The sequence below is a fragment of the Achromobacter xylosoxidans genome (genome assembly GCF_002192695.1).
Lineage (GTDB): Bacteria > Pseudomonadota > Gammaproteobacteria > Burkholderiales > Burkholderiaceae_B > Achromobacter > Achromobacter xylosoxidans_C.
On sequence record NZ_MTLG01000125.1, the window covers coordinates 364029 to 388984 of the forward strand.

Annotated in this window: 27 protein-coding genes; 19 read left to right on the forward strand and 8 right to left on the reverse strand. The window is 66.6% G+C overall.

Going from position 1 to position 24956, the window contains the following annotated elements; genetic code table 11:
- Nucleotides 1-45 precede the first annotated feature (45 nt).
- Both sorB and sorA read right to left on the reverse strand, forming a co-directional pair.
- Nucleotides 46-384: a SorB family sulfite dehydrogenase c-type cytochrome subunit gene (gene sorB / locus BRO63_RS33420; RefSeq protein WP_088143791.1), complete on the reverse strand. Its 339-nt coding sequence runs from the start codon at nt 382-384 to the stop codon at nt 46-48.
- A gap of 10 nt (nt 385-394) precedes the next feature.
- Nucleotides 395-1630, reverse strand: a complete 1236-nt coding sequence (sorA, locus tag BRO63_RS33425; protein ID WP_088143792.1) for a SorA family sulfite dehydrogenase catalytic subunit — start codon at nt 1628-1630, stop codon at nt 395-397.
- Nucleotides 1631-1754: 124 nt separating this feature from the next.
- Between sorA and BRO63_RS33430 the strand changes: the two genes are divergently transcribed.
- Nucleotides 1755-2150, forward strand: a complete 396-nt coding sequence (locus BRO63_RS33430; protein ID WP_088143793.1) for a DUF2809 domain-containing protein — start codon at nt 1755-1757, stop codon at nt 2148-2150.
- Between the two features lie 79 nt (nt 2151-2229).
- On the opposite strand, the gene BRO63_RS33435 is transcribed toward BRO63_RS33430, so the two are convergent.
- Nucleotides 2230-2445: a hypothetical protein gene (locus BRO63_RS33435; protein ID WP_013391054.1), complete on the reverse strand. Its 216-nt coding sequence runs from the start codon at nt 2443-2445 to the stop codon at nt 2230-2232.
- Between the two features lie 237 nt (nt 2446-2682).
- Here BRO63_RS33435 and BRO63_RS33440 point away from each other — a divergent pair, with 237 nt between their 5' ends.
- From BRO63_RS33440 to BRO63_RS33455, 4 genes are all read left to right on the forward strand, one after another.
- Nucleotides 2683-3414, forward strand: coding sequence for a TenA family transcriptional regulator (locus BRO63_RS33440; RefSeq protein WP_054455904.1), 732 nt, complete (start codon nt 2683-2685; stop codon nt 3412-3414).
- A 71-nt stretch (nt 3415-3485) separates the two neighbouring features.
- A complete protein-coding gene (locus BRO63_RS33445; RefSeq protein ID WP_054455328.1) occupies nt 3486-3785 on the forward strand; it encodes a 2Fe-2S iron-sulfur cluster-binding protein in 300 nt (99 codons plus the stop codon).
- Between the two features lie 5 nt (nt 3786-3790).
- Nucleotides 3791-4120, forward strand: coding sequence for a ferredoxin (locus BRO63_RS33450; RefSeq protein ID WP_088143794.1), 330 nt, complete (start codon nt 3791-3793; stop codon nt 4118-4120).
- Nucleotides 4117-4467 (forward strand): 2Fe-2S iron-sulfur cluster-binding protein, encoded by a 351-nt coding sequence (locus BRO63_RS33455; RefSeq protein WP_088143795.1) that lies wholly within the window; start codon nt 4117-4119, stop codon nt 4465-4467. The genes BRO63_RS33450 and BRO63_RS33455 overlap by 4 nt, the downstream gene beginning before the upstream one ends.
- Before the next feature lie 110 nt (nt 4468-4577).
- Here BRO63_RS33455 and BRO63_RS33460 read toward each other — a convergent pair whose 3' ends face one another.
- Both BRO63_RS33460 and BRO63_RS33465 read right to left on the reverse strand, forming a co-directional pair.
- The gene (locus BRO63_RS33460) at nt 4578-5297 is read right to left on the reverse strand and encodes a GntR family transcriptional regulator (RefSeq protein ID WP_088143796.1); all 720 of its coding nucleotides are present in this window, start codon (nt 5295-5297) and stop codon (nt 4578-4580) included.
- Nucleotides 5298-5376: 79 nt separating this feature from the next.
- Nucleotides 5377-6120: a sulfite exporter TauE/SafE family protein gene (locus BRO63_RS33465; RefSeq protein ID WP_088143797.1), complete on the reverse strand. Its 744-nt coding sequence runs from the start codon at nt 6118-6120 to the stop codon at nt 5377-5379.
- A gap of 227 nt (nt 6121-6347) precedes the next feature.
- Here BRO63_RS33465 and BRO63_RS33470 point away from each other — a divergent pair, with 227 nt between their 5' ends.
- The 4 genes from BRO63_RS33470 (at nt 6348) to BRO63_RS33485 (ending at nt 11056) form a co-directional block, all read left to right on the forward strand.
- A complete protein-coding gene (locus BRO63_RS33470; protein WP_088143798.1) occupies nt 6348-7880 on the forward strand; it encodes a hypothetical protein in 1533 nt (510 codons plus the stop codon).
- 176 nt (nt 7881-8056) lie between these two features.
- A complete protein-coding gene (locus tag BRO63_RS33475; protein ID WP_088143799.1) occupies nt 8057-9517 on the forward strand; it encodes an aldehyde dehydrogenase family protein in 1461 nt (486 codons plus the stop codon).
- Between the two features lie 39 nt (nt 9518-9556).
- Nucleotides 9557-10036, forward strand: coding sequence for a GlcG/HbpS family heme-binding protein (locus tag BRO63_RS33480; protein WP_013391063.1), 480 nt, complete (start codon nt 9557-9559; stop codon nt 10034-10036).
- Nucleotides 10037-10048: 12 nt separating this feature from the next.
- Nucleotides 10049-11056 (forward strand): 2Fe-2S iron-sulfur cluster-binding protein, encoded by a 1008-nt coding sequence (locus BRO63_RS33485; protein ID WP_088143800.1) that lies wholly within the window; start codon nt 10049-10051, stop codon nt 11054-11056.
- A 10-nt stretch (nt 11057-11066) separates the two neighbouring features.
- On the opposite strand, the gene BRO63_RS33490 is transcribed toward BRO63_RS33485, so the two are convergent.
- A complete protein-coding gene (locus BRO63_RS33490) occupies nt 11067-11504 on the reverse strand; it encodes a universal stress protein (protein ID WP_088143801.1) in 438 nt (145 codons plus the stop codon).
- A 241-nt stretch (nt 11505-11745) separates the two neighbouring features.
- Between BRO63_RS33490 and ssuE the strand changes: the two genes are divergently transcribed.
- The 9 genes from ssuE to BRO63_RS33535 all read left to right on the forward strand — a co-directional run bounded on the left by ssuE (nt 11746) and on the right by BRO63_RS33535 (nt 19483).
- Nucleotides 11746-12366 (forward strand): NADPH-dependent FMN reductase, encoded by a 621-nt coding sequence (gene ssuE / locus BRO63_RS33495; RefSeq protein WP_088143802.1) that lies wholly within the window; start codon nt 11746-11748, stop codon nt 12364-12366.
- A 3-nt stretch (nt 12367-12369) separates the two neighbouring features.
- Nucleotides 12370-12861 carry an ABC transporter permease subunit gene (locus tag BRO63_RS33500; RefSeq protein ID WP_088143803.1) on the forward strand — a complete coding sequence of 164 codons (492 nt, stop codon included), beginning with the start codon at nt 12370-12372 and terminating at the stop codon, nt 12859-12861.
- A complete protein-coding gene (locus tag BRO63_RS33505) occupies nt 12858-13754 on the forward strand; it encodes an ATP-binding cassette domain-containing protein (RefSeq protein ID WP_088143804.1) in 897 nt (298 codons plus the stop codon). Before BRO63_RS33500 ends, BRO63_RS33505 begins: the two co-directional genes overlap by 4 nt.
- Nucleotides 13755-13817: 63 nt before the next feature.
- Nucleotides 13818-14033 (forward strand): TOBE domain-containing protein, encoded by a 216-nt coding sequence (locus BRO63_RS33510; protein WP_006227327.1) that lies wholly within the window; start codon nt 13818-13820, stop codon nt 14031-14033.
- A gap of 123 nt (nt 14034-14156) precedes the next feature.
- Nucleotides 14157-15584 carry a DUF3300 domain-containing protein gene (locus tag BRO63_RS33515; RefSeq protein WP_088143805.1) on the forward strand — a complete coding sequence of 476 codons (1428 nt, stop codon included), beginning with the start codon at nt 14157-14159 and terminating at the stop codon, nt 15582-15584.
- Between the two features lie 5 nt (nt 15585-15589).
- On the forward strand, nt 15590-16456 hold the full coding sequence (locus tag BRO63_RS33520; RefSeq protein ID WP_088143806.1) for a DUF2950 family protein: 867 nt from the start codon (nt 15590-15592) through the stop codon (nt 16454-16456).
- A gap of 174 nt (nt 16457-16630) precedes the next feature.
- Complete coding sequence (locus tag BRO63_RS33525) at nt 16631-17611, forward strand: YVTN family beta-propeller repeat protein (protein ID WP_179215279.1); 981 nt, start codon at nt 16631-16633, stop codon at nt 17609-17611.
- A 103-nt stretch (nt 17612-17714) separates the two neighbouring features.
- A complete protein-coding gene (locus tag BRO63_RS33530) occupies nt 17715-18473 on the forward strand; it encodes a polysaccharide deacetylase family protein (RefSeq protein ID WP_088143808.1) in 759 nt (252 codons plus the stop codon).
- A 2-nt stretch (nt 18474-18475) separates the two neighbouring features.
- On the forward strand, nt 18476-19483 hold the full coding sequence (locus tag BRO63_RS33535; RefSeq protein ID WP_088143809.1) for a sterol desaturase family protein: 1008 nt from the start codon (nt 18476-18478) through the stop codon (nt 19481-19483).
- A 79-nt stretch (nt 19484-19562) separates the two neighbouring features.
- On the opposite strand, the gene BRO63_RS33540 is transcribed toward BRO63_RS33535, so the two are convergent.
- Both BRO63_RS33540 and BRO63_RS33545 read right to left on the reverse strand, forming a co-directional pair.
- Nucleotides 19563-20066 (reverse strand): acyl-CoA thioesterase, encoded by a 504-nt coding sequence (locus tag BRO63_RS33540; protein ID WP_013391074.1) that lies wholly within the window; start codon nt 20064-20066, stop codon nt 19563-19565.
- Nucleotides 20067-20116: 50 nt separating this feature from the next.
- The gene (locus tag BRO63_RS33545; RefSeq protein ID WP_088143810.1) at nt 20117-21583 is read right to left on the reverse strand and encodes a DUF1254 domain-containing protein; all 1467 of its coding nucleotides are present in this window, start codon (nt 21581-21583) and stop codon (nt 20117-20119) included.
- A gap of 296 nt (nt 21584-21879) precedes the next feature.
- Here BRO63_RS33545 and fdnG point away from each other — a divergent pair, with 296 nt between their 5' ends.
- Nucleotides 21880-24948, forward strand: a complete 3069-nt coding sequence (gene fdnG / locus BRO63_RS33555) for a formate dehydrogenase-N subunit alpha (protein ID WP_143219536.1) — start codon at nt 21880-21882, stop codon at nt 24946-24948.
- The last annotated feature ends 8 nt before the right edge of the window (nt 24949-24956 follow it).

Consider the following 24956-nt stretch of genomic DNA (forward strand, 5'->3'; position numbering starts at 1 on the left):
AGGGCGGCCGCGTGCCGCCCTGGGCGCTGCTGCCGCGAACCGCCTCTACTGCTTGGTAACCGGCGCAGGGGCCGGCGGGTAGGCTTGGTTCAGGTATTCGACGATCAGCGGCACCGGGTCCGCCGGGATGGGGGCGCCATAGGTGCCGACCATCTTCTTGACCTCGGCGTCCCAGAAGCCCAGGGGCATGGGCGGCTGGGACGAGACGTAGTCCACCGAATGGCACATCAGGCACAGGGCGGCATGCTGCGCCCCTGCCCCCGTGCCGGGATGCAGCGTGGCGGTTTCCTGGGGCAGCTTGATCTCCAGGGCCTGGGCAGCCGGCGCCAGGCCAGCAAGGGCCAGCGCGAGCGCCGGCAGGCAGCGACGGAAATGGCGGGTCATGGCGCTCTCCTCAGGCGGCGGTGACGCGGACGGCTTCGACCACGTTGCGCATGTAGCCAGCCGGGTTCCATAGCGGGTCCAGCGGCTGGGTTTCGCCGGCCATGTTGGTGGCGCGGACCTTCAGCGTGTAGTCGCCGGCGGCCTTGGGCGTGAAGTCGGCGTGCCATTCGTGGAATGAGTAGCGGCCCAGGTCGCGGCCCAGCTTGGCGGCCTGCCAGGTCTTGCCGCCGTCCGACGAGAACTGGACCTCGCGTATGCCCTTGCCGCCATCGAAGGCGATGCCGCGCACCTGCACCGGCTTGCCGCGGGCGACGCGCGCGCCTTCCGCAAGGCTGGTGATGAAGCTGCGCACGTTGTAGCGGCCGATGGGGCGCGTCTTGTCCGGCGCCTTGCCCGGCGGCGTGCAGGCGCAATCGTTGTCGGGAATGCGGTAGGCCTTCTGCATCCAGAAACCATCGAACTCTTTATCCAGCACCTTGATGTCGGCCAGGTGCTTGACCCAGTAGGTGCCGTAGTACCCCGGCACCACCAGGCGCACGGGATAGCCGTTGAGCATGGGCAGGTCGGCGCCGTTCATGGCGTAGGCCAGCATGACCTCGCCGTCCAGCGCATGGGCGGCGTCCAGCGCCTTGACGAACTCCGGCGTGCCGGGCAGCACCGGGCGGTCCATGCCCTCGAACGTCACCTGCCGCGCGCCAGCGCGGATGCCGGCTTTTTCCAGCACGCGCTTGAGCGGGATGCCCAGCCAGCGGGCATTGCCCATGGCGCCGTTGCCCGACTGCCCGCCGCCCACGCGCGGCGCGAAGAAGCCGCGGCTGTTGCCCGAGCACTGGGTGACCGCCACCAGTTCCACGGGCTTGCCGAATTGCTGCTTCAGGTCGGCCAGCGACAGCTCCAGCGGCTTGTCCACCAGCCCGCTGACCTTGATGCGGTAGGTGTTCAGGTCGATGGCGGTGGGGATGTTGCCCAGGTGGTAGCGCACGAAGAACGCGTCGTTGGGCGTGATGATGTTTTCGTTGAAGACTGCGAACGGCGTTTCCAGCTGCGGCGGGCGCGAGGTCTGACGGATCAGGGGCCGTTTTTGCGGATAGGCGATCAGGTCGCGTTCGCCGTTGGCGAACGGCAGCGTGACGGTGGCCGGCGCCGCCAGGCTGGTCAGCGCATGGCCGGCCAGCGTGCCGGTGGCGCCCAGCGTACAGGCTTGGCGCAGGAAGCGCCGGCGCCCATTCGGGTCGAACGTGCTCATCTTGGTGTCTCCTCGTTCTTGTCAGCGCCCTGCCCCGGCGCGTTCAGACGAGCCTACGCGCGGCGGCCTGACAAATGCGTTAACGTCCGCGCTGCCCGTTTCAATTTCCGCGTTTTCCGCTTCGATGACCCTGACCTTCAACAAGCGCGCCTTTGCCGCGCTGCTGGCCGTAACCGCGCTGGAAGCGCTGATCGCCACCCTTGGCGCGCCCTATCCCCTGTTGCGGGGCTTCGTGGGCGACGTGGTGGCGGTGGGTTGGGCCTATCTGGTGTATCGCAGCTTCATCCGCGCGGACGTGCTGCCGCTGGCGCTGGCCGCGCTGTTCACCGGCTATGCGGTGGAACTGGGGCAGTACCTGGCCCGGCATTTCGGCTGGCGGCTGGAGCAGCCGGTATTGCGCGTGATCCTGGGCAGCGTGCCCGACTGGTGGGACATGCTGGCCTATACGCTGGGATTCTTGCTGGTGCTGGCGCTGGCCGCCTGGAACCGGCGGCGGGACGCCGCGTTGCGCGGCGCCTAGGCGCTTTTCATCTTTTCGCCTGGCCGCAAGGGGCCAGGCTTGCATCTGGGGAATACCCCCCGGGGAACAAGCTCGGAAATCAGCCAGCCTGGCAGACCGGCGCGTCGTCGTGCGCGCGCGCGGCGGGCTTGGCCGCGCGCAGCGGCTGCAGGCGGGCGTTGCGGAACGGCGCGAAGAGCTCGGCCCAGGACGAAGGAAACAGCGGGGTCGCATGGCGCACGGCGTCGCGGCGGGCGTAATGCGTCAGCAGTTGTTGGCCGATCGGGGCGTCTCCCAGGGGGTGGCGGGTATTCATGGTATTTCCGTATTGCATTGAAAGTGTATTCATTGTACCAGCGTCCCGCCATTCAGGCCAGCCCCGGTAAATGCACTCCAAGTCATTGATCCATAAAGACTGTCCCTGTTTATTGGGCAATATCTGGCCGCTCTCCGGGATTGCCCTAGCAGCTCAAAAGAGTAGACGGTATACAATGTTCATCATGCCCGGGCTTAGACCAGCCTGGAATCCTCACCACTGGACCTGGAGCGCGTCATGGCTGAACTGATGAACCGAGATGAATTCCGTACCGCGTTGGAAAACGCGATCAAGGGCAAGAGCGCCAACGCGTCGCCCTTTTCCATCGCCTGGGCAGAAGGCAAGCTCAGCCGCCAGCACCTGCAACGCTGGGCCGAGAACCACTACCACTACGTGGGCCCGTTCGCCGATTACCTGGGCTACCTGTACGCCCGCACGCCCGATTCCTATACCGAGGCCAAGGACTTCCTGCTGGCCAATATGTATGAAGAGGAAATCGGCGGCGATCGCCACACCGATCTGTTGATCCGCTTTGCCGAAGCCTGCGGCACCACCCGCGAACGGGTCACCAACCCCGACAACATGTCGCCCACCACGCGCGCCCTGCAAAGCTGGTGCTACGCCGTGGCCATGCGCGAGGACCCCATCGTGGCGGTGGCCGGACTGGTGGTGGGCCTGGAATCGCAAGTGCCGTCCATCTACCGCAAGCAGACCCCGACCCTGCGCGAGAAGTACGGCTTCACCGACGAGGAAGTGGAATTCTTCGATCTGCACATCGTGTCCGACGAAATCCACGGCGAACGCGGCTACCAGATCGTGCTGGAGCACGCCAACACGGTGGACCTGCAGCAGCGCTGCCTGAAGATCTGCGAGATCGGCGCCCAGATGCGGCTGCTGTACACGACCGCGCTTTATACCGACTACGTGCAGCAGGAAATCACGCTGCCCGAACTGGGCCTTGCCGCCTGAGCACACCGCAAGGCCGTCTGGCGTTCCATGCCGGACGGCCGCGGCCCCGCAGATCCCAGAGCAGAAAACCCATGCCTACCATCGTGTTTCATAAGGGCGGCCAGACCTACACCGACGTGGTGAAGGACAACACCAACCTGGTGGTGCGGGCCGGCATCAAGCAGTTTCCGTATCCGCATCTGCGCTACGAATGCGGCATGGGCAAGTGCGCCAAGTGCGCCTGCCGCGTGCTGGCCGGGGCCGAGCATCTGCCGCCGGTCAACTGGAAGGAAAAGAAGCAACTGGGCGAACGCATCGACCAGGGCTACCGGCTGGCGTGCCAGCTCTGGCTAACCAGCGATATCGAGCTGGTCCAGGACGTGGAGGCATAGCGGCGATGGGCCCCGTATACGTCATCTTGACCAGCAAGCCCGGCGTGTTCCGCACCGACGCGGACGACGGCGCGGTGGACATCCTGGAAACCTACGACTACGCGTTCTATGGCCGCGCGCTGGCGGTCTACCGCATCGCGCGCCTGCACGGCGACACCAAGCTCATCGTCACCGAGGAAACGCCGCCCTACGTGGTGAACCGGGTGCCGTCCAAGTTCCTGGAGAAGTTCGAGTCGGTGGAAGCGGCCCGCAAGGAGCTAGCGCACCTGACGCGCTTTGGCAGCATGGAATCGACCTTGACGCTGCGCCCGGGCGCGGTCGCCGCGGAGCACTGAACGACATGGTCCAGATCACATTCATCTCCAACGGCGGCCTGGTCGCCACGGCGCCCGAGAACAGCAATCTGCTGCGCGTGTCGCTCAAGGAAAAGGGCGGCATTCCCTTCAAGTGCGGGGGCGGCCTGTGCGGCACCTGCAAGTGCCGTATCGAGGAAGGCCTGGAAAACACCGACGCCATCAAGCCGAAGGAGCGCAAGCACCTGCGCCCAGAGGATTTCGAGGCCGGCTACCGCATGGCCTGCCAGACCTTCGTCAACGGCGACGTGAAGGTCTCGTGGGTGATCCAGAACGGCAAGGGCGTGGTGGTGGGCGCGGCGTCCGATCCCGTGGAAGCGGCGACCTGAGAGCTGCTGCCCGCGGGCTGCAAGGCCGCGGCCGGCAGACGAGGCCCCAGGCCCCAGGCCCTTGGCCGCGCGGCCGTCTCGGTGCCGTCAGCTTCTTGCGTGGCCCCGGCTCAGGCCACCGACGCGTGCGGCTGCTGCTGCGCTTCCGTATAAGCCTTGGCGGCGTTGTGCACATGCTGGCTGGCCAGCAGCGCGGCCAGGTCGCCGTTGCCGGCGATGACGGCGTTGAGGATCTGGGAATGCTCATCCCAGTTCTGCTTGGCGCGCAGCATGTTGCTGGGCGCGAACAGCAGCGCCGTGCGATCGCGCAGCGAACGCATCAGGTCGGTCAGCACCACGTTGCCGCCGATGGTGGCCAGCATTTCGTGGAACTGGGAATTCAGCGCCAGGAATTTGTCCAGCTGTTCGCTGCGGGCGGCTTCGGTGCCTTCGCGCAGGAAGGCCTGCAGGCGTTCCACGGTCTTGTCGTCGCGGCGCTGCGCCGCGAGCTTGGCGTTCAGGCCTTCCAGCGTGGCGCGCACCTCCACCATGTCGTAGGCGACGGCGTCGGACAGTACCGACACGGACGCGCCGCGGCGCGGTTCGATGGTCACCAGGCCCTCGGCGGCCAGGGCGCGCAGCGCCTCGCGCACGGGGATGCGCGACACGCCCATTTCTTCGGACAGGCGGCCTTCGACCAGGCGGTCGCCGGGCGTGAATTCACCGCTCAGGATGCGCTCGCGCAGCTTGTCGCGGATGACGGCAAACAACTGCGGATGCTGCTCGCCGATTTTCAGCGAGGCGGAGTGCTGCGTTGCTGCGGCTTGCGGGCTGACGGGTGAGATTGTCATGGCGAGCAGGTTTGGCTTAATGGATACAGTCTCCATTGTATTACCGGGTGTAGCCGCTTGGCGTTGGGGGCGCGGCGCATCAGTGTCCCCCAAAAGCCTTGGCCAGCACGCCCAGCGCGCCCATGGCGCATACCGCCAGCAGCACGCCGCGCACGGCGCGCGGCGGCAGGCGGTGGCGCAGCCGGTTGGAGACCGCGAAACCGGCCAGCAGGAATGGCGCCAGACTAAGCGCCAGCCCGGCGTGATAGCCGGTGTACCGATTGGCCCATGCCAGCATGGCCAGCGAGAAGATCGATCCCAGGAACAGCACCATGCCGAGCGTGGCGCGCAGGCGCGGCGGCGCCGCGTGCTGCATGACGATGGCGATGGGCGGGGCGCCCACCGAGGTCATGGTGCCCATGATGCCCGAGGCCACGCCCGCGCCGGACACGCGTCCGGGCGTGGCGGAAAAGTGCAGGCCGGCCGCGCTCAGCGCCACGGCCACCAGGATCAGGGCGGCGAACAAGACCCCCAGCGCCTGCGGCGCGAAGCGCGTCATGGCGTAGATGGCGATCAGCGTGCCGACCGCGCGCCCCGCCAGCGCGTAGGACACTGAAGGCCAGTCGATGGCGGCGCGTTCGCGCAGCGCGGTCAAGAGCGAAATGAAGCCGCCCAGCGTCAACAGCGGTCCCGGCGCCAGTTGGGGAAAGAACATGGCCGCCACCGGCGCGGCGAACATGGCGAAGCCGACGCCGCCCACGCCCTGCGCGATCGCGGCGCCGAACACCACGGCCGCCATGGTGGCGTATTGCAGGAGGTCGGGATACGGCAGGGAGGATGTCATGCCTGGGACTTATCTACTATGTATACGATAGTCTATTCAGCATTTTCCAAAATTTCATGAACTGCTTCAAAAATAAGGGTAATCACCTGATTTTTCGGCGCTATTCATGGATTTTCAGAATTATCGCTTTCCCTAGGCGCTGCATATTTTGATTGGTATGGCTACAAACGAAATATAGTATACCGAATGTGGCGCCATAACAGCCACGCATACAAGGGGAATAGCACATGCAAGCGGACGTAGTGCTCAACGCTGCTCATTGGATGTACCTGATCAGCGTGGCCGCCATCATCCTGACGATGATTCTGCGGGCCAACGTGGTGGTGCCGTCGGTGATCGGCACCTTTCTGGTGGTGCTTGCCATCACGGGCAATCCGATCAGCGCCCTGATCGGCATTTTCTCGGCCAGCTTCGTGGCTGCGAAGGAGCTGTTCAACATCTTCCTGGTGATCACCTTCATGACGGCGCTGCTCAATGCGTTGAAAACCCTGCAGGCGGACGTGCGCATGGTGCAGCCGTTTCGCCGCGTCATGCGGGGCGGGCATTCGTCCTTCCTGATCATCGCCCTCTGTACTTATGTGATTTCGCTGTTCTTCTGGCCGACGCCGGCGGTGCCGCTGGTGTCGGCCATCCTGCTGCCCGCGGCCATCGCGGCGGGCCTGCCGCCCTTGGCGGGTGCCATGGCCATTGCCATCGCCGGCCAGGGCATGGCACTGTCCTCGGACTACGTGATCGGGGTGGCGCCCAGCATCAGCGCCAAGGCGGCGGGGGCGGCGGTCAGCGCCGCCGTGGTCGCGGACCGCGCCCTGGTGCTGTCGCTGATCACCGGCGCGGTGGCCCTGGTGGCAGCCTACCTGCTGATCCGCAAGCACATCGTGCCGGCCGACGCGGGGCTCCTGTCCGCCTGGCAGGCCCGGGCGCAGGATGGCAGCCTGGCGCGCATCGAGCAGTCCGGCTCCTTCGACAAGGCCGAGCTGGCCCGCGGCACCATGGGGGCGGACCCCGCCCTGCCTAGCGGCCCGGCTCTGAGCGACGAAGAGCGCCGCCGCGTGCGCTGGTCCAAGACCTTTGCCGTCGTGACGCCGCTGGCCTTTCTGGCGGTGATCGCGGTCATGGTGCTGCCGCGCCTGTTCCCGTCCCTGCCCGCGCTGCGCGGCGGCGATGCGGCGGCGCTGGTGGGCGGCGTGGCCTTTGTCGTGATGATGCTGGTGACCCTGGCCGCGGAAGGCCCGCGCAAGATGCTGGACGTCTGTCCGGAGCACGTCACCGACGGCTTTGTGTTCGCCTTCAAGGCCATGGGTTCGGTGCTGCCGATCGCGGGCTTTTTCTTCGTGGGCGCCAACGAAACCGCCGCGCAGATCCTGGGCGTGCCGCAAGCGCAGGCGCCCGGCCTGCTGTTCGAGGTGATTTCCGCTGGCCAGCACCTGATTCCCGAAAACCATTTCCTGGTGGCCTTCGGCGTGCTGCTGGTCGGCATGATCACCGGCATCGACGGATCCGGCTTCGCCGGCCTGCCCCTGACCGGCACCCTGTCCGGCGCCCTGGGCCCGGTGGTGGGCGTGGACCCGGCGACGCTGGCGGCAGTCGGCCAGATGGGCGCGGTCTGGACTGGGGGCGGCACGCTGATCGCCTGGTCCTCGCTGATCGCGGTGGCGGGCTTTGCGCGGGTCAACGTGCTGTCGCTGGTGCGCGCCCTGCTGTTGCCGGTGCTGCTGGCGCTGTTCGTCTCGACGATCTGCGCCGTGCTGATCTGGAGCTGATACCTGTTTGTGGCGCTGCTTTGGGGTCCCTGCGGGGACCCTTTTTTCCAGGCGGCGCCCGGTCCGGAGCAGGGGTTTACACGTATCGATCCATATTGATTAAAGTATACAATGTTCATAAGCCAACCCGCCCAGGCACTCGCGGCCAGCCGGGCGCAGACTAAGGAAGAGCTTCCGTGGACGACCTCTCGCAGCAAACATTCCTGAACCACATCGGCGGCAGCTGGGTGCCCAGCGGCACCGGCAGGACGGCGCCCAACATCAACCCGGCCGATACCAGCGACATCGTGGGCCGTTTCCAGGTGTCGGACGCCGAAGACGCCCGCCAGGCGGTGGCGTCCGCCGAAGCCGCCTTCGCCGGCTGGCGCGATACGCCGATCTCCAAGCGCGCCGCCATCCTGTTCCGCGCGGCCCAGTACCTGGAAGACCATGCCAACGACATCGCCCGCGAACTGACGCGGGAAGAGGGCAAGAGCCTGAACCTGGCCAAGGACGAGGTCCTGCGTTCGGCGCAGACGATCCGCTTCTACGCCGTGGAGGGGCAGTCCTTCACGGGCGAAACCTATCCCAACGACGACCCGGACATGGTGGTCTACAGCCAGCGCGAGCCGCTGGGCGTGGTGACGGTGATTTCCCCCTGGAACTTTCCCATTTCCATCCCCGCGCGCAAGATCGCTCCGGCGCTCATCACGGGCAATACCGTGGTGTTCAAGCCCTCGTCCGATGCGCCCATGTCGGGCTACCGCCTGACCGAAGCCTTCGTGCAGGCCGGCCTGCCGGCTGGGGTGCTGAATTTCCTGACGGGCCCGGCCGGCGCCGTGGGCGAGGCCATTACAGGCGCACGCGCGGTGCGCGCGATTTCCTTCACGGGCTCCACCGCCGCAGGCGAACAGATACACCGGACCGCCGGCCTGACCACCCGCACGCAGATGGAACTGGGCGGCAAGAATCCCCTGATCGTGCTGGCGGACGCCGACCTGGACCGCGCCGTGGACCTGGCCGTGAAGGGCGGCTTTTCGCTCAGCGGCCAGGCCTGCACCGGCACCAGCCGGGTGCTGGTGGACAAGCGCGTGCGCCAGGCCTACACCGACAAGCTGCTGGCCCGCATCAAGACGCTGACCATAGGCAACGGCCTGGACGGCAACTTCGACCTGGGTCCGCTGGCCACCGCCAAGCAGTTGGACAACGTGCTGGGCTACGTGGCGGTCGGCAAGCAGGAGGCCGCGCACCTGTATGGCGGCGACCGCCTCACGGGCGCCGGCTTCGAGCGCGGCTACTACGTGTCGCCCGCGCTTTTCACCGACGTCACGCAGCAGATGCGCATCGCACGGGAAGAGATCTTCGGCCCGGTGATTGCGCTGATCGAGGTGGACGGCTACGAAGACGCCATCTCCAAAGCCAACGACACCGAATACGGCCTGTCGGCCGCCATCGCCACCAGCGATGCGCGTTATGCGCATCGCTTCGCGCGCGATATCCAGGCCGGCACCGTGAAGATCAACCGGACCACCACCGGCAACCTGATCAACGCGCCGTTCGGCGGACTCAAGCATTCCAGCACCTCCACGTTCCGCGAATCGGGGCGCGTGGGACTGGAGTTCTACACGCAGATCAAGACGGTCTACCGCGCCGGCTGAGGCCGCGGTCCCTAAACGCAAGCAAAGGAGGTCATCCCCATGAAGCAGGTCTATCGTCTGGAACTTGAAGAAGCGCGCGTGATGGTGCGCGCGGCCATCGCCAAATCGGAAGAGATCGGCGTGCTGGAGACGATCTGCATCGTCGACGACGGCGGCTATCCCATCGCGCTGGAACGCATGGACGGCGCCCGCATCACCGGCCCGCAGATCGCCTGGAACAAGGCATTCACAGCGGCCGGGCACAAGCGTTCCACGCATCTGTTCAACACGCCGCCCAACGGTCCCGCGCTGCCCGGCAACGAAGCGTTCGGCATCCAGTGGAGCTTTGACGGCAAGTTCGCCGTGTTCGTCGGCGGCTTTCCCATTGTGGTCAACAACGAAGTGATCGGCGGCGTGGGCCTGAGCGGCGGCAACGGCGAACAGGACACCAAGGCTGGTCTGGCCGCGCTTGCGGCACTAGCGACGCTGCTGGAGCCGCGCGGCATGAAAGTGCTGGTCGAGGCTGACATCAAGAAATAAGCGAGGCCGGCCATGGCATACCGCGTGCATATCATGCAAACCGACGAGTCGTTCCAGGTCGAAGAAGGCGAATCCGTGCTGCAGGCCGCCGAACGCTCGGCGGTGAAGCTGCCGCACGAGTGCACCTTCGGCGGCTGCGGCACCTGCCGCATCAAGCTGGAATCCGGCGCCGTGGAGTACGAAGAGTTCCCCATGGCCCTGACACCCGAAGAAGCGGCCGAAGGCTACGCGCTGGCCTGCCAGGCCCGGCCGCTGGGCGATCTTTGCATCAGCGTGGCCAGCAGCCGGCAGTCGTTTCCCGAACCGCGCCGCCTGCCCGCCATCATCCACCGCATCGAGCGCTTCTGCGATGACGTCATCCACCTGACGCTGGCGCTGCCGGAAGCGGGCCTGGAGTACGTGCCGGGCCAGTACATGAACGTGGTGCTGCCCGATGGCGAGACGCGCAGCTTTTCCATGGCTTCGGCGCCCGCCGGCAACCTGGTGGATTTCCACGTGCGCCGCATTCCGGGCGGCCGCTACACCGATCAGTGGCTGGGCCAGGCGCAAGCCGGCGCCGGCGTGGAGATCGAAGCGCCGCTGGGCGTATTCAGCTATCACGAGGAAGACTGGCGGCCGCTCATCATGATGGCTACCGGCACGGGCATCGCGCCCATCAAGGCCATCCTGGAATCGCTGCTGGACAACGAAGACTGCCCGCCCGTCACGCTTTATTGGGGCATGCGCACCGAAGCTGACCTGTATCTGCGCGACGTGATCGAAAGCTGGGCCGGGCGGCTGTACGAGTTCAACTTCGTGCCGGTGCTGTCGCGCGCGGGCGCCGATTGGCAGGGCCGCCGCGGTCACGTGCAGCAGGCGGTCCTTGAGGACCACCAGGATTTGTCCGAGCACGCCTTCTACCTGTGCGGCGCGCCGGACATGATCCACGAAGCCAAGAGCCTGCTGGCTGCGCGCGGCGCCAGCCTGGACCACATGTATTCCGACAGCTTCACCTTCCAGCACGCGCTGGCCGCCGCCTGAGCGGCCGCGCCTAGCGGTACACCAGCACCGGCAGCTTGGTGCGCGCCAGCACGCGCTGGGTTTCGCTGCCCAGCAGGAAGCCCGTCATGCCGTGGCGGCCATGCGAACCCATGATGATCAGGTCGCAGCCCTGGTTCTTCGCCGCCTCGACGATGGCTTCGTGGGGATGGTCGTTGACCGTGACCACGGCGTTGCACGGCACCAGCGCATGGCGCGCTTCCATTTCCAGGTTGTCCAGATAGGTCTGCGCGTTCTTGCGCGCCTGGTCGGTGTGCTGCGCCTGCGTGGTGCCCAGCATTTCGGCCTGGTAGACCAGCAGATGGTCCTCCGGGATGGCGCGGATGAGCGTGATGGTGGCTCCCATTTCCTTGGCGAAAACAAGAGCGCGCTTGAAAGCCGATTCGGACAGCAGGGAGCCGTCCACGGCGACGAGCAGGTGCTTATACATGTTGCCTCTCCTTTAGGGAAAGGAATAGGGAGCAACTCGCCAATCCAGTATAGGCTCGCCGTAGGACGCAATCCAGTCCTGCATAAGGAGGATGATCCGGGCGCCGCGAAACCGCATATTTCCAAAAGAAGTCCAAGCCGGTATTCAACATAACCTCATATCGACTAAGTATTTTTCGGCGCCGCGCGGCAATGACAGAATCGGTTCGACTCCTAGAACCCACAGCCGGAAACGAACTTCCATGTCATCGCCACGCCCCTGGGCTCACGCCCGCGTACTTGCCATCGCGGGCAGTCCGTCGCAGCGTTCCCGTTCCGCGGTGCTGCTGCGGCATGCCGCCGGGATCCTGCGGCTGCGGGGTTTGAACGTCGGCGAACTGGGTTTGCGCGACATCCCCGCCGAAGACCTGATAGAAGGCAACTACGCCGGCGCCGCGGCCAACGCGCTGCGCGCCCGGGTGGCGGCGGCCGATGCGGTGCTGATTTCCTCGCCCGTCTACCAGGCTTCGTTTTCCGGCGGCTTGAAGGCGGTGCTGGACCTGCTGGATCCCAAGGCCCTGGCCGGCAAGGTGGTGCTGCCCATCGCCACGGGCGGCAGTCCGGCGCATCTGCTGGCGCTGGAGTACGGCTTGAAGCCCGTGCTGTCTTCGCTGGGCGCGCGCCATATCCTGGCGGGCGTCTATGCCACCGATGCGCAGGTCCGCGTGGACGAGTTCGGCGCGGGCGAAATCGACCCGGAAGTCCGCCAGCGGTTGGAGGATTCGGTGGAACGCCTGTCCGAGCAGGTACTGCCGCGCGCCGCCATTCTCAATGAATCCTACGATCTGGGCCGCCTCGCGCTTGCGGGCGGCTTCAGCGTCTGAGCGATGCGCCGCGCCCACGCCTACGCCGCTCCCGACACGCCGGCCTTGCGCTGGCTGGGAGGCGCGCTGCTCGCGGCGCTGTGGCTGGGCAGCAGCGAGACGGCCTGGCAGGCGCTGGCGGCGCTGAGCCTGCTTGCGCCGCTGTTGTACCAGACGGTGCGCGGCATACGCGCGGCGGATCCGGCATTGGTCCAGACTGGCCGGTCCCATGACCTGAACGGCTGGTCTCTTTATCGGCACGTGCTCCTGCCGGGCGCGTTGCCGTTCATCCTGACGGGCCTGAGGCAGGGGCTGGGACTTCTATGGCTGACCTTGATTGCATTGGCACTGTTCGGGACGCCAGCGGGTCTGGGCATTCCGCAGTTGCGGGACAGCGGCCCGCCGGGCGCGGCGACGCTGTTGCTGGCGATTGCGCTCTACGCGGTCCTCAGCCTGGGCTCGGGGGCGCTGGTAAGCGCGCTGGAGCGCTGGCTGCTGCGCTGGAGGCCGCGATGATGTTCATCAATCCCAACGAGTTCGAACTGTTGCAGCACCTGGAGGCGCGCGGGCGGACCGAGCCCGACGACGCGCCCGACGCTGAACCTCAATCCGCGCTGCGCGTGACCTTGCGCAAGCTCGCTAAGCGGCATGGCGATCGTATTGCGCTGCAGCCGTTGGACCTGGAGATTGCGGCCGGGGAATTCGTGGCGGTGGTCGGACGCGCCGGCAGTGGCAAGAGCACCCTGCTGCATCTGCTGGCCGGCCAGTTGGCGCCCAGCGACGAGCAGGGCGGCGCGCCCAGCCGTTCGCCGCTGCTGTTCGACAGCTTTCCCAGCTGGGCGCCCGACAGCCGCGTGCGCCTGTTGCAGCCGGACGCGCGCCTCTTGCCCTGGAAGACCGTGCTGCAAAACGTGGCGCTGGGCCTGCCGGGCACGGCGCAGGCGGCGCAAGCCTTGCGGCAGGTAGGCCTGGACGGCCACGGCGGCGATTGGCCCGCGCAGCTGACCGAGCCGCAACGCCAGCGCGTGGCCCTGGCGCGGGCCCTGGCGCGCCGTCCCGGCTTGTTGTTGCTGGACGAACCATTCAAGGCGCTGGACGCATTGAGCCGCCTCGAGGCGCAGCCGCTGCTGGAAGGCCTCTGGCGCCAGCAGGGCTTTACCGCCGTGCTGGCGACCCACGATGTGGCCGAGGCCGTGGCGGTGGCGGACCGGATCCTGGTGCTGGACGAAGGCGGGGTGGCGCTGGACGAGCGCGTCGGGCTTGCGCGTCCGCGCGTGCGCGGTTCGGCCGCGTTCGTCGCGCTGGAGGCCCGCGTGCTGCGCGCCGCGTTGCGCCAGCAGGACACGCCGGACGCTGACCGGCCCCTGGCGCCCGTCATCCAGATCCGGCATCTGAGGCTGGCGGTCTGAGACCGCGGCTGAAGATTCACGCACGGGCGGCATGGCGCTGTCCTTTACTCCAGGAGCAAGAGCATGAGCATTCAATCCATCAACGCCCGCAACCAGTTCCGCGGCAAGATCAAGGAGATCATCCTGGGCCCGGTGGTGTCCGAGGTGGACGTGGATACGCCGGCCGGCATCGTGACCTCGGTGATCACCACCCGATCGGTCAAGGAACTGGATTTGCAGGTCGGCACCGAGGTGCTGGCCTTCGTCAAGGCGACCGAGGTTTCCGTCGCCAAACTGTGAACCAGGACAGATCTCTGCCGGCGCTTCCCCTGCGCCGGCGTTAGGCATATATTGTCAGCGCGATATCCGGCAGTACCCTCCTGGCTTGTGGCTTCTGGCTTTGCGATTCACGGAGAACGGAAAATGCGTCGACTGCAACGGTGGTTCATCGGCTGGTTATGCCTGGGGCTGGCTGTTTGCCTCCCCGCCACGGCGCAGACCAAGCTGGACAACGCGCAACTGGATCAATTGATGGCGCCCGTGGCGCTGTATCCGGATTCGCTGCTCTCGCAGATCCTCATGGGGGCAACCTACCCCGACGACGTCGCGGCGGCCGCCAAATGGTCGGCCGCGCACACCTCGGAATCCGGCGACAAGGCGGTCAAGGCGGTCGAAGGCGAATCCTGGGATCCCAGCGTCAAATCCCTGGTGGCGTTCCCCTCGGTCATGGACATGATGGGCCGCCAGCCGGACTGGGTGAAATCCGTGGGCGACGCCTTCCTGGCGCAGCCCGACGCCGTCATGGACTCCGTCCAGCGGCTGCGCGCCCAGGCGCAGAAGGCCGGCAATCTCAAGAGCACGCCGCAGCAGAAGGTCACCTCCAGCACCACCAACGACAAGACGGTCGTGGTGATCGAGCCGGCCGATCCGCAGGTGGTGTACGTGCCCAGCTACAACCCCACCGTGGTCTACGGCACCTGGGCCTATCCCTCCTATCCGCCGTACTACTATCCGCCGCCGCCGGGATCGGTGTTCGCGACCTCGCTGGTGGCCGGCATCGGCTTCGGCCTGGGCGTGGCCGCGGTCAACTCCATGTGGGGCGGGTTCGACTGGGGGCATAACGACGTCGACATCGACGTCAACCGCTACAACAACATCAACGTCAACCAGCGCATCGACCGCAACAACATCAACAACAACAGGACCACCTGGCAGCACAACCCCGCCAACCGCGGCAACACGCCGTATGCGGACCAGGCCAGCCGCCAGCGTTTCGACAGCCAGCGCCAGGCCGGCGTGCAGAACCGGGCGCAGGGCCAGGGCGGCCGCGCGCCGGGCGCGGCGGCAGCGCCCAACTCCCGCGATGCCGCCCGCGAACGCGCGGCGCAGTCGTTCGAAGGCCGCACCGGACAATCCATCCCCGGCCATTCCGAACCGGGCGCGGGTCGCGGCCAGGGGGCGGGCAGGGGCGATGCCGCGGCGGGCCGCGGACAGGGACAAGGGCAGCGCGCCGCGCAAGGCGGGCAGGGCGGACAAGGCGGACAAGGCGCTCGCGACCGGGCGCAAGGCGGCGGACAAGCGCAGCACAACCGGCCGTCCACCAGCGCGTCCACGCTGGACCGCCAGGCCGCGGCCCAGCGCCAGCGCGCCGACGAAGCGGCCGCGCGCGACCGGGGCCGCGCTTCCAACAGCGCCAATGCCTTGAGCGGCGCGGGCAACGGCGATCAGATGCGGCAGCAGCACAGCCGCAGCGAGATGAGTCGCGGCGGCGGAGGCGGCGGTCCGCGCGGCGGCGGACATGGGGGCGGCGGGCGCGGCGGCGGCGGTGGACATTTCGGCGGCCGGAGATAAGCACCATGGACAAGGGAACTGTCATGACCATTGCTCGTTTGCGCGCGCTGGGCGCCGCGTCGCTGCTGGCCCTGGGCCTTGCGGCCCCCGCCGCGGCACAAAGCCTGTATCCAAGTCCGCAGGCCGCCGCCGACGCCTTCGTCGACGCCATGGCCACCAGCGACCTCGACAAACTGGCCAAGGTGTTGGGGCCGAATCACCGCAAGATCGTGCCGGGCGGCGTGGCGCAGGACGACATCTACCGTTTCCTGGCGGCCTGGTCGCGCAAGCACGAGATCGTGGCCGATGGTGGCCGTTCCTGGCTGGCGGTCGGGGATACAGGCTGGACCCTGCCCGTGCCCATCGTGCGCGCCGGGCAGGGTTGGCGCTTCGACCCGGCAGCCGGCACGGCGGAAATCCGCCGCCGCGCGATCGGCCGCAACGAACTGACCGCCATCGAAACGCTGCGCGAGCTGCAGGCCGCCCAGGGCCGCTACAAGGACGGCGTGGGCCAGGGCCGCTACGCGAGCCGCCTGGTCAGCCGTCCCGGACAACGCGACGGCCTGTATTGGCCCGAGGTGCCTGGCGCGCCGCAGCAGGCCTACGGGTTGGACGCGCTGAGCATGGGGCCGGAGGTGCCGCTGGACGACGCCTATTACGGCTACCGGTACAAGGTGATACCGGGCGCCGACGGCGGCTCGTACCGCATCGTCGCCTGGCCGGCCCGTTATGGGCAGACCGGCATCGACACCTTCGTCGTCGGCCCCGACGGGCGCGTGCTGGAGGCCGACCTGGGGCCCGCGTCCGCAACGCGCGCCGCAGCCTTGCGGGAACGCGATATCAGTGCCGGAACCTGGACCGACGCCGACGCGCAACCCGTTGGCAAGAAATGATTTTTCCGGTTTTCGGGGAGTAATCGGCGTACGCCTGTTGCTGGGTCGCAACAGGCGTGTCCGTTTGTCCGGCTGGCGCGGCGCGGCTCCCTTTTGTCAGCCCGCTATGCCTAAAATGGCGAGCACCGGGACCCTGCCCGATACCCCCTTTGCCGGACCTAGAAATTGAACCCCATGCATTTTGTCCGCTACGCCCTGTTCGGCGTAGGGATGGCGCTTAGCGCCGCGGCGGCCTCGACCCCGATTTTCGTCCTGAACTCCCTGGACGCCAACGTCAGCATCGTTGATCCGACCTCCTACAAGGAAGTGCGCCGAGTGCCCACGGGCAAGGAGCCGCATCACCTGTACCTGACCCCGGACCAAAAGTCGCTCATGGTGGCCAACGCCACCAGCGACTCCATCACGCTGATGGACCCCAAGACCGGTGAAGTGCAGCGCACGTTGACGGGCATCGTCGACCCCTATCAGCTGCAATTCTCGCCGGACATGAAGTGGTTCGTGACCGCGGCCAACCGCCTGGATCACATCGACATCTATTCCTGGCATCCGCTGGAAAAGGGCTTCGACCTCAAGCTGGTCAAGCGCATTCCGGCCGGCAAGACGCCCAGCCACATCATGATCGACAAGAACAGCACCACGGCCTACGTGACGCTGCAGGACAGCGATCAGCTCATCGCCATCGACCTGGCCACGCAGACGCCGAAGTGGACGGTGTCGGTGGGCAAGACGCCCGCCGACGTGTTCCTGACGCCCGACCAGAAGACGCTGCTGGTGGCGCTGACCGGCGACTCCTACGTCGAAGCCTACGATGTCAGCAACGGCCCGGCCAAGCTGGTGACGCGCATCAAGACCGCCGCCGGCGCCCACGCCTTCCGCGCGCAAGGCGACCAGCGCCACCTGTTCGTCAGCAACCGCACCGCCAATTCCATCAGCCGCATCGACCTGCAGACGCTGGCCGTCACCGACACCTTCCCGGTGCCGGGCGGTCCCGATTGCATGGACGTCCTGGCCGATGGCAAGACCCTGCTGGTCACCTCGCGCTGGGCCCGCAAGCTCACCGTGGTGGACCTGGAGCAGAAGAAAGTGGTCAATCAGGTGCCGGTGGGCAAGTCGCCCCATGGCGTCTGGACCTTGAACCATGCTCCTACGCGGTAGTAGGAGCCCCCACGCCGCGCCCGCTTGCGCGGGCTTGCTGCCCCCCAAGGGGGCTGTTTTGCCTTGGGACGGCCCGGCGGCAAAACGCCTCCGCGCCGCGCTGATGCTTGCGCTGGCCTTTCCCGCCATGGGGATGGCCGCGCCCGCCACCTGCGACAAGCCGGTCTACCTGACGTTCGATACTGGCCACATGGGCGTGGCCCCGCTGATCGCCGAGGTGCTGGCCCGCCACAACGTCAAGGTCACTTTCTTCCTGGCCAACGAGCGCACGCTGACCGACGGCTCCAGCCTGGACGACGTGTGGGCGCCTTGGTGGAAGGCGCGCGCCGCCGAAGGCCATGTCTTCGGCTCGCACACCTACGACCACGTCTATTGGCAGGCCGACCTTCCCGGCGGCAAGTTCCGCGTCAAGCCCAGCGCCGGTCCGGACGCGGGCAAGCGCGCCGAATGGACGCCCGAGCAGTATTGCGCCGAGATCAAGCGGTCCGTCACCCGTTTCCATCAGATGACGGGCAAGAACATGCTGCCGATCTACCGCGCGCCAGGCGGCAAGACCTCGCCCGCGCTGCTGAAGGCGGCCAAGGCCTGCGGCTTCGAGCACGTGGGCTGGGCGCCCGCCGGCTTCCTGGGCGACGAGCTGCCCAGCGACAAATACCCCAATGCCCGCCTGCTGGACCAGGCCCTGCGCAACATCAAGCCCGGCGACATCCTGCTGGCCCACCTGGGCATCTGGTCGCGCCAGGATCCTTGGGCGCCGGCCGTGCTGGAGCCGCTGATTGAAGGTTTGCAGCGCAAGGGCTATTGTTTTGCTACCTTGGACACGCACCCGTCCTATCGCGATTGGATCGCTACTCATCACTGATCATGGATACGCTTAGTCAATTGTTCGGAGAGTGCCAGCAATGGCTCTTCGAAACGGCGATTCAGCCCGCGCTGTTCCACCTGGGCATGAGCAACTTCATCGAGGACGGCTACGACGCCACCATGTGGCTGCTGGTCGGCCTGCTGCAGATCGCGGTGCTGGTGCTGGTGTTCGGCCCCTTGCAGCGCCTGCGCCCCGTGGAAGCGGTCACCGACCGCCGCCAGATCGGCATCGACGTGCTGTACACGCTGATCCACAGGCTGGGCGCGTTCCGGCTGCTGCTGTTCTTCACCATCGATCCGCTGTGGGACAGCGTGTTCGGCCAGCTGCACGTCTGGGGCTTCGCGCCGTTCCAGCTGGACCAGTACTGGCCCGGCGTCACGGACAAGGCCTGGGTCAGCCTGATCATCTACCTGCTGCTGTTCGATGCGGTGGATTACTTCTACCACCGCGCCCAGCATCGTTTCGGCTGGCTCTGGGCGTTGCATGCGGTGCACCACAGCCAGCGCCAGATGACCATCTGGAGCGACGACCGCAATCACTTGCTGGATGACATGCTGCGCGACGTGCTGGTGGTGTTCGTGTCGCAGCTGGTGGGCGTGCCGCCCGCGCAGTTCGTCATGGTGGTGGCCATTACCCAGCTGGCGCAGAGCTTCTCGCACGCCAACCTGCGCATGCATTTCGGCGCGCTGGGCGAGCGCCTGCTGGTCAGCCCGCGCTTTCATCGCCACCACCATTCGATCGCCTATGACGCTTCCACGCCGGGTCCGGTGGGTGGCTACAACTTTGCGGCGCTGTTTCCCATCTGGGACGTGCTGTTCCGCACCGCCCGCTTCGGCGTGGGCTATGGCCCCACGGGCATCCATGACCAGCAGGCGGAGCTGGGCGGGCGCGATTACGGCCGCGGCTTCTGGTCGCAGCAGTGGCTGGGCTTGAAGCGCATGGTGGGCCGCGACCGCGAACCCGCCGCGACGCCGCCGTCGCCTCCGGCCTCGGTGGAACGCGCCTGAAATCGGCCTGGCCGCAGCCCGCGCATGAAAAAACGAGCCCTCTGGGCTCGTTTTGTTTTGGATGCGCGAGATTACCGTTTCAGGGCTGGCCGTCGTGCGTGGTTTCCCGCTTGATCTCGCCGTGCCGGCGTTCCATTTCCTGGCGCAGTTCGCGGCGCAGCCGGGCGGCTTCCATGCGCTGCTTCTCCTCCAGGTTGCGCGGCTCCAGCGGCGGCACCGCGGTCGGCGCGCCCTGTTCGTCCACCGCCACCATCGTGAAGTAGCAGCTGTTGGTGTGGCGCACGAGCTTCTTGCGGATGTCCTCGGTGACGACCTTGATGCCGATTTCCATCGAGGTGCGGCCGGTGTAGTTCACGGCCGCCAGAAAGGTCACCAGCTCGCCCACATGAATGGGTTCGCGGAACACCACCTGGTCCACGGACAGGGTCACCACATATTGGCCGGCGTACCGGCTGGCACAGGCGTAAGCCACCTGGTCCAGGTACTTGAGGATGGTTCCGCCGTGCACATTCCCCGAGAAATTCGCCATGTCCGGCGTCATCAGGATGGTCATCGACAATTGGTGGCTAAAGGCTTCGTCCATGGCGGGCGTTCAATCTCGGATAAAACACCTATGGTAGCGGCAGGCGCCTGTCATGGCTGCGTCTTTTCAGCGGCTTCCGGGGTTTCTTGCGTCGCCTCTTCGGGCGGAGCGTCGCGCAGCAGGGCGGGCGGCGTCCACAATCCGTCCAGCAGCGCGGGCTCGGGCGCATAGACGCGCAGCAGCACGCTGACTGCGCCGGCGGCGGGCAGCGGCAGCCAGTTGGACTGTTCCTCGGGCGCGGGCGGCGCATGGCTGATGCGCAGGTCAAGCGAACCGTCGGCGTTGTAGCGCAGCGGGTCGCGGTCGCCCAGCGCATGGCGGTTCAGCGGATTGGCCGACGGCATGCCTTGCGCGTCGTAGGCCGCCAGCGACCACAGCGCCGCGGCGGGCGGCAATTGGCCGCCGGCGAAATGCAGCGTATAGCCGTGCGCGCCGTCCAGCGGCGCGCCCTGGCTGTCGGCGGCCAGCAGCAGCACGCTCAGGTCTTCCGGCAGACCCGCGCCGGGCTGCGCCTGCGCCGCCAGGGCGCGCCGCAGATAGGAATTGCCGTACACGCCGATGCTGGCGGTTTCCTGGTGCCAGCCGTTCACGTTGCGCACCGTGCCGCCTGCGACCGCCGTCATCCGCTCGCGTGCCGCCCGCAGGCCGCGGCGCAGGCCCTGTTTGGCGGGGTGGTCGAGCTGGGCGAAGTCGAACGGCCGGCCGGCAATCAGCCCGGCGCCGCGCAGTTTGGCCAGTATGGGCTGATCGGTAGGATGCGGCGGATTCTTGCGCAGCAGCTCGGCCGCATATTCGAAGTAGGCGTCGGTCGGCATGGATTCGACCTGCTCGCGCACCGGGATCCGCAGATTCAGGGCAGGGTCGGATTTCACCCGCTGGGCCTGTGCGGGCAGGTTCCATTGCGCCAGCGGCGTCAGCACAAAGCCATCCTGCAGGGCGTGGACCGCGGGATAGTCGGCCTGGTTGTCCGCCTGGATCAGGTTTCTGGCCCAAACGTAGGCGGTGGGCGCGTCGATGCGGGCCATGCCCGAGGGCAGCACGCCGTTCCAGCCCGGCGGCACGATCACGGTATTGCCTTTGGCCGTGCCGGTGCTGCGCTTGCCCAGCGTGGCGAACACGTCGGTCCACATGTCCAGCAGCGTCAGCGTGTAGAGCCGGCCTTGGGTATCCGGCACCGACAGCACCACCGGCCCGGAGGTCAGGTCCAGCCAGCCGACGCTGCGCAGCATGTCGGGATTGGCCCAGGGCGTGGCCGCGCCCGGCTGCGGCAGCGCGCGCCCATGCAGAAAGGTATTGGCTGGCGCGCCCTCGGCGCCGCGGGACGGATGGGTGAACTGGCGGCGGGTCAGGTCCATCGTGACCAGCGGGTAGAAATAGAGATAGCCTTCCATGCCCGCCTGGTGGGCGGCCTCGGTGGCGGCCGCCGCCGGGGTCAGGGCGGCGGGGGCCGCGCGGACGAGCGTGGCGGGCGCAAGCGTGGCGGTGATGGAAAAGGCCAGGGCAACAAGGCGGCGCATCGGCGCTCCTACGGTCATGCGGGGGGAGGAAGGCTGGCGGCGCGTCCCCGAAATGGGAGCTGGCAGGCCAGTCCAGGCAGCGGCAGATGGTAGCAGCCGCCGCATCATCCAAAATCTGCGAAAACCCCCGATTTGGCCGCCAAATCTCAGACATAAGGACGGTCGCTCTTAAGACAGGTCCCATGGCGTACCCGTCCCGCAAAGCCTATACTTGGAAAAATATCCTTGGAAACCGTAGGGCTTTTTGCTTCGGCGGGCCAGCGGCTTCCTTCATTTCACCAGGAGAGGAGTGTTTCATGGTCAACATGAATCGCCGCCAGTTCTTCAAGGTGACCGGTGCGACGCTGGCAGGCTCCAGCCTGGCTTTGCTGGGGGCAGCCCCCGGCACGGCCATGGCCGAAGTCCGCCAGTACAAGCTTGCGCGCATGACTGAAACGCGCAACACCTGTCCCTACTGTTCGGTCGCCTGTGGACTGCTGATGTACGGCTTGGGCGACGGCTCCAAGAACGCCCGTGCCAGCATCATGCACATCGAAGGCGACCCCGACCACCCCGTCAACCGCGGCACGCTCTGTCCGAAGGGCGCTGCCCTGATCGACTTCATCCACAGCCCCAACCGCCTCAAGTACCCGGAATACCGGGCGCCGGGGTCGGACAAGTGGGTACGGATGTCGTGGGACGACGCCCTGACCCGCATCACCAAGCTCATGAAGGCGGACCGCGACGCGAACTTCGTCGAGAAGACCGCCGACGGCAAGACCGTCAACCGGTGGCTGACCACCGGCATGCTGGCGGCCTCGGCAAGCAGCAACGAGGTTGGCTACATCACGCACAAGACCGTGCGCAGCATGGGGATACTGGCATTCGATAACCAAGCCCGTGTCTGACATGGCCCGACGGTGGCAGGTCTTGCCCCGACGTTTGGCCGTGGAGCGATGACGAACCATTGGGTCGACATCAAGAACGCGGACGTAGTACTGATCATGGGCGGCAATGCCGCCGAGGCCCACCCTTGCGGGTTCAAATGGGTCACGGAAGCAAAAGCCCATAACAAGGCGAAGCTGATCGTCGTGGATCCGCGCTTTACGCGCTCGGCATCCGTGGCGGACTTCTACGCGCCCATACGCACCGGCACCGACATCATTTTCCTGGGCGGCGTCATCAAGTATCTGCTGGATAACGACAAGATCCAGCACGAGTACGTGCGCAATTACACGGACTTTTCCTTCATTGTGCGCGAGGACTTCGCGTTCGACGAGGGGCTGTATTCCGGCTACGACGCCGAGAAGCGCACCTACAACAAGGCCAGCTGGGACTACGAGCGCGGCGACGACGGCTACGTCAAGACCGATCCGACGCTGGCACATCCGCGCACCGTCTACCAGCTGCTGAAGAAGCACTACTCGCGCTACACCGAGGACATGGTCGAGCGCGTCTGCGGCACGCCCAAGGACAAGTTCCTGAAGGTGTGCGAGATGCTGGCGTCCACCGCCACCACCAACCGCGCCGCCACCATCCTCTACGCGCTGGGCTGGACGCAGCACTCGATCGGTTCGCAGATCATCCGCACGGGCGCGATGGTGCAGCTGCTGCTGGGCAACATCGGCATCGCCGGCGGCGGCATGAACGCGCTGCGCGGGCACTCGAACATCCAGGGCCTGACCGACTTGGGCCTGATGTCGAACCTGCTGCCCGGCTACATGACCCTGCCCAACGAGCCCGAGCAGGACTACGGCAAGTACATCGAGTCGCGCACGCAGAAACCCCTGCGGCCCAACCAGCTGAGCTACTGGCAGAACTACAGCAAGTTCCACGTGAGCCTGATGAAGGCCTGGTGGGGCAAGTCCGCCACGGCCGAAAACAACTGGGCGTTCGACTACCTGCCCAAGCTGGACAAGCTCTACGACATGCTGCAGGTCTACGAGCTCATGAACCAGGGCAAGATGAACGGCTACCTCGCCCAGGGCTTCAACCCCCTGGCGGCCGCGCCCAACAAGGCCAAGCTGAACGCCGGCTTCGCCAAGCTGAAGTTCCTGGTCATCATGGATCCGCTGGTCACCGAGACCTCCGAGTTCTGGCGCAACGCGGGCGAGGCCAACGATGTGGACTCGTCCAAGATCCAGACCGAGGTCTTCCGCCTGCCGACCACCTGCTTCGCCGAGGAAGACGGCACGCTGGTGAACTCCGGCCGCTGGCTGCAATGGCACTGGAAGGGCGCCGAGCCTCCGGGCGAAGCCAAGAGCGACATCGAGATCATGGCGCTGCTGTTCACGCGCCTGCGCAAGATGTACCAGGACGAGGGCGGCAAGTATCCCGATCCCATCGTCAACCTGTCCTGGCCGTACTCCAACCCGCAGAATCCCACCGCGGAAGAGCTGGCCAAGGAGTACACGGGCAAGGCGTTGGTGGAGTTGACCGACCCCAAGGATCCTTCCAAGGTCACCCGCAAGGCCGGCGAGCAGCTGGCCGGCTTCGCGGAACTGCGCGACGACGGCTCCACCATCAGCGGCTGTTGGATCTTCGCTGGCGCCTGGGGCCCCGGCGGCAACCTGATGGCGCGGCGCGACAACAGCGACCCGACCGGCATCGGCCAGACCCTGAACTGGGCTTGGGCGTGGCCGGCCAACCGCCGCATCCTGTACAACCGCGCCTCCTGTGACGTGGCGGGCAAGCCGTTCGATCCGCGCCGCAGCCTGATCTCCTGGAACGGCAAGTTCTGGACCGGCGCCGACATCCCCGATTTCAAGGGCGATGAAAATCCCGACGGCGGCATGGGACCGTTCATCATGAACCCCGAAGGCGTGGCGCGCTTCTTCGCGCGGGCGGGCATGGCCGAAGGGCCGTTCCCCGAGCACTACGAACCCTTCGAGACGCCGCTGGGCTACAACCCGCTGTATCCGAAGGCCAAGGGGGTCACCAGCAACCCGGCCGCGCGGGTCTTCAAGGACGACCTGGCCGCGATGGGCACGGTGGACAAGTTCCCCTATGTGGCCACGACCTACCGCCTGACGGAGCACTTCCACTACTGGACCAAGCACGTCCGCATCAACGCGATCCTCCAGCCGGAGCAGTTCGTGGAGATCGGCGAGGCGCTGGCCAAGGAATTGGGCATCGCCAACGGTTCGCGCGTGAAGGTGTCGTCCAACCGCGGCTACATCAAGGCGGTGGCGCTGGTCACCAAGCGCCTGCGCGCGCTGACCATCGAGGGCAAGACGGTGCACCACGTGGGCATTCCCATCCACTGGGGCTTCGTGGGCCTGGCCAAACCCGGCTTCCTCACCAACACCCTGACGCCGTTCGTGGGCGACGGAAATTCCCAGACGCCGGAATTCAAGTCGTTCCTGGTGCAGGTCGAGAAGGCCTAAGGAGACCG

Excerpts from the sequence above, each read along its gene's own strand:
- sorB (WP_088143791.1), bottom strand. The coding sequence starts at position 384 with ATGACCCGCCATTTCCGTCGCTGCCTGCCGGCGCTCGCGCTGGCCCTT.
- sorA (WP_088143792.1), bottom strand. The coding sequence starts at position 1,630 with ATGAGCACGTTCGACCCGAATGGGCGCCGGCGCTTCCTGCGCCAAGCC.
- BRO63_RS33430 (WP_088143793.1), top strand. The coding sequence starts at position 1,755 with ATGACCCTGACCTTCAACAAGCGCGCCTTTGCCGCGCTGCTGGCCGTA.
- BRO63_RS33435 (WP_013391054.1), bottom strand. The coding sequence starts at position 2,445 with ATGAATACCCGCCACCCCCTGGGAGACGCCCCGATCGGCCAACAACTG.
- BRO63_RS33440 (WP_054455904.1), top strand. The coding sequence starts at position 2,683 with ATGGCTGAACTGATGAACCGAGATGAATTCCGTACCGCGTTGGAAAAC.
- BRO63_RS33445 (WP_054455328.1), top strand. The coding sequence starts at position 3,486 with ATGCCTACCATCGTGTTTCATAAGGGCGGCCAGACCTACACCGACGTG.
- BRO63_RS33450 (WP_088143794.1), top strand. The coding sequence starts at position 3,791 with ATGGGCCCCGTATACGTCATCTTGACCAGCAAGCCCGGCGTGTTCCGC.
- BRO63_RS33460 (WP_088143796.1), bottom strand. The coding sequence starts at position 5,297 with ATGACAATCTCACCCGTCAGCCCGCAAGCCGCAGCAACGCAGCACTCC.
- BRO63_RS33465 (WP_088143797.1), bottom strand. The coding sequence starts at position 6,120 with ATGACATCCTCCCTGCCGTATCCCGACCTCCTGCAATACGCCACCATG.
- BRO63_RS33470 (WP_088143798.1), top strand. The coding sequence starts at position 6,348 with ATGCAAGCGGACGTAGTGCTCAACGCTGCTCATTGGATGTACCTGATC.
- BRO63_RS33480 (WP_013391063.1), top strand. The coding sequence starts at position 9,557 with ATGAAGCAGGTCTATCGTCTGGAACTTGAAGAAGCGCGCGTGATGGTG.
- BRO63_RS33485 (WP_088143800.1), top strand. The coding sequence starts at position 10,049 with ATGGCATACCGCGTGCATATCATGCAAACCGACGAGTCGTTCCAGGTC.
- BRO63_RS33490 (WP_088143801.1), bottom strand. The coding sequence starts at position 11,504 with ATGTATAAGCACCTGCTCGTCGCCGTGGACGGCTCCCTGCTGTCCGAA.
- ssuE (WP_088143802.1), top strand. The coding sequence starts at position 11,746 with ATGTCATCGCCACGCCCCTGGGCTCACGCCCGCGTACTTGCCATCGCG.
- BRO63_RS33500 (WP_088143803.1), top strand. The coding sequence starts at position 12,370 with ATGCGCCGCGCCCACGCCTACGCCGCTCCCGACACGCCGGCCTTGCGC.
- BRO63_RS33505 (WP_088143804.1), top strand. The coding sequence starts at position 12,858 with ATGATGTTCATCAATCCCAACGAGTTCGAACTGTTGCAGCACCTGGAG.
- BRO63_RS33510 (WP_006227327.1), top strand. The coding sequence starts at position 13,818 with ATGAGCATTCAATCCATCAACGCCCGCAACCAGTTCCGCGGCAAGATC.
- BRO63_RS33515 (WP_088143805.1), top strand. The coding sequence starts at position 14,157 with ATGCGTCGACTGCAACGGTGGTTCATCGGCTGGTTATGCCTGGGGCTG.
- BRO63_RS33520 (WP_088143806.1), top strand. The coding sequence starts at position 15,590 with ATGGACAAGGGAACTGTCATGACCATTGCTCGTTTGCGCGCGCTGGGC.
- BRO63_RS33525 (WP_179215279.1), top strand. The coding sequence starts at position 16,631 with ATGCATTTTGTCCGCTACGCCCTGTTCGGCGTAGGGATGGCGCTTAGC.
- BRO63_RS33530 (WP_088143808.1), top strand. The coding sequence starts at position 17,715 with ATGCTTGCGCTGGCCTTTCCCGCCATGGGGATGGCCGCGCCCGCCACC.
- BRO63_RS33535 (WP_088143809.1), top strand. The coding sequence starts at position 18,476 with ATGGATACGCTTAGTCAATTGTTCGGAGAGTGCCAGCAATGGCTCTTC.
- BRO63_RS33540 (WP_013391074.1), bottom strand. The coding sequence starts at position 20,066 with ATGGACGAAGCCTTTAGCCACCAATTGTCGATGACCATCCTGATGACG.
- BRO63_RS33545 (WP_088143810.1), bottom strand. The coding sequence starts at position 21,583 with ATGCGCCGCCTTGTTGCCCTGGCCTTTTCCATCACCGCCACGCTTGCG.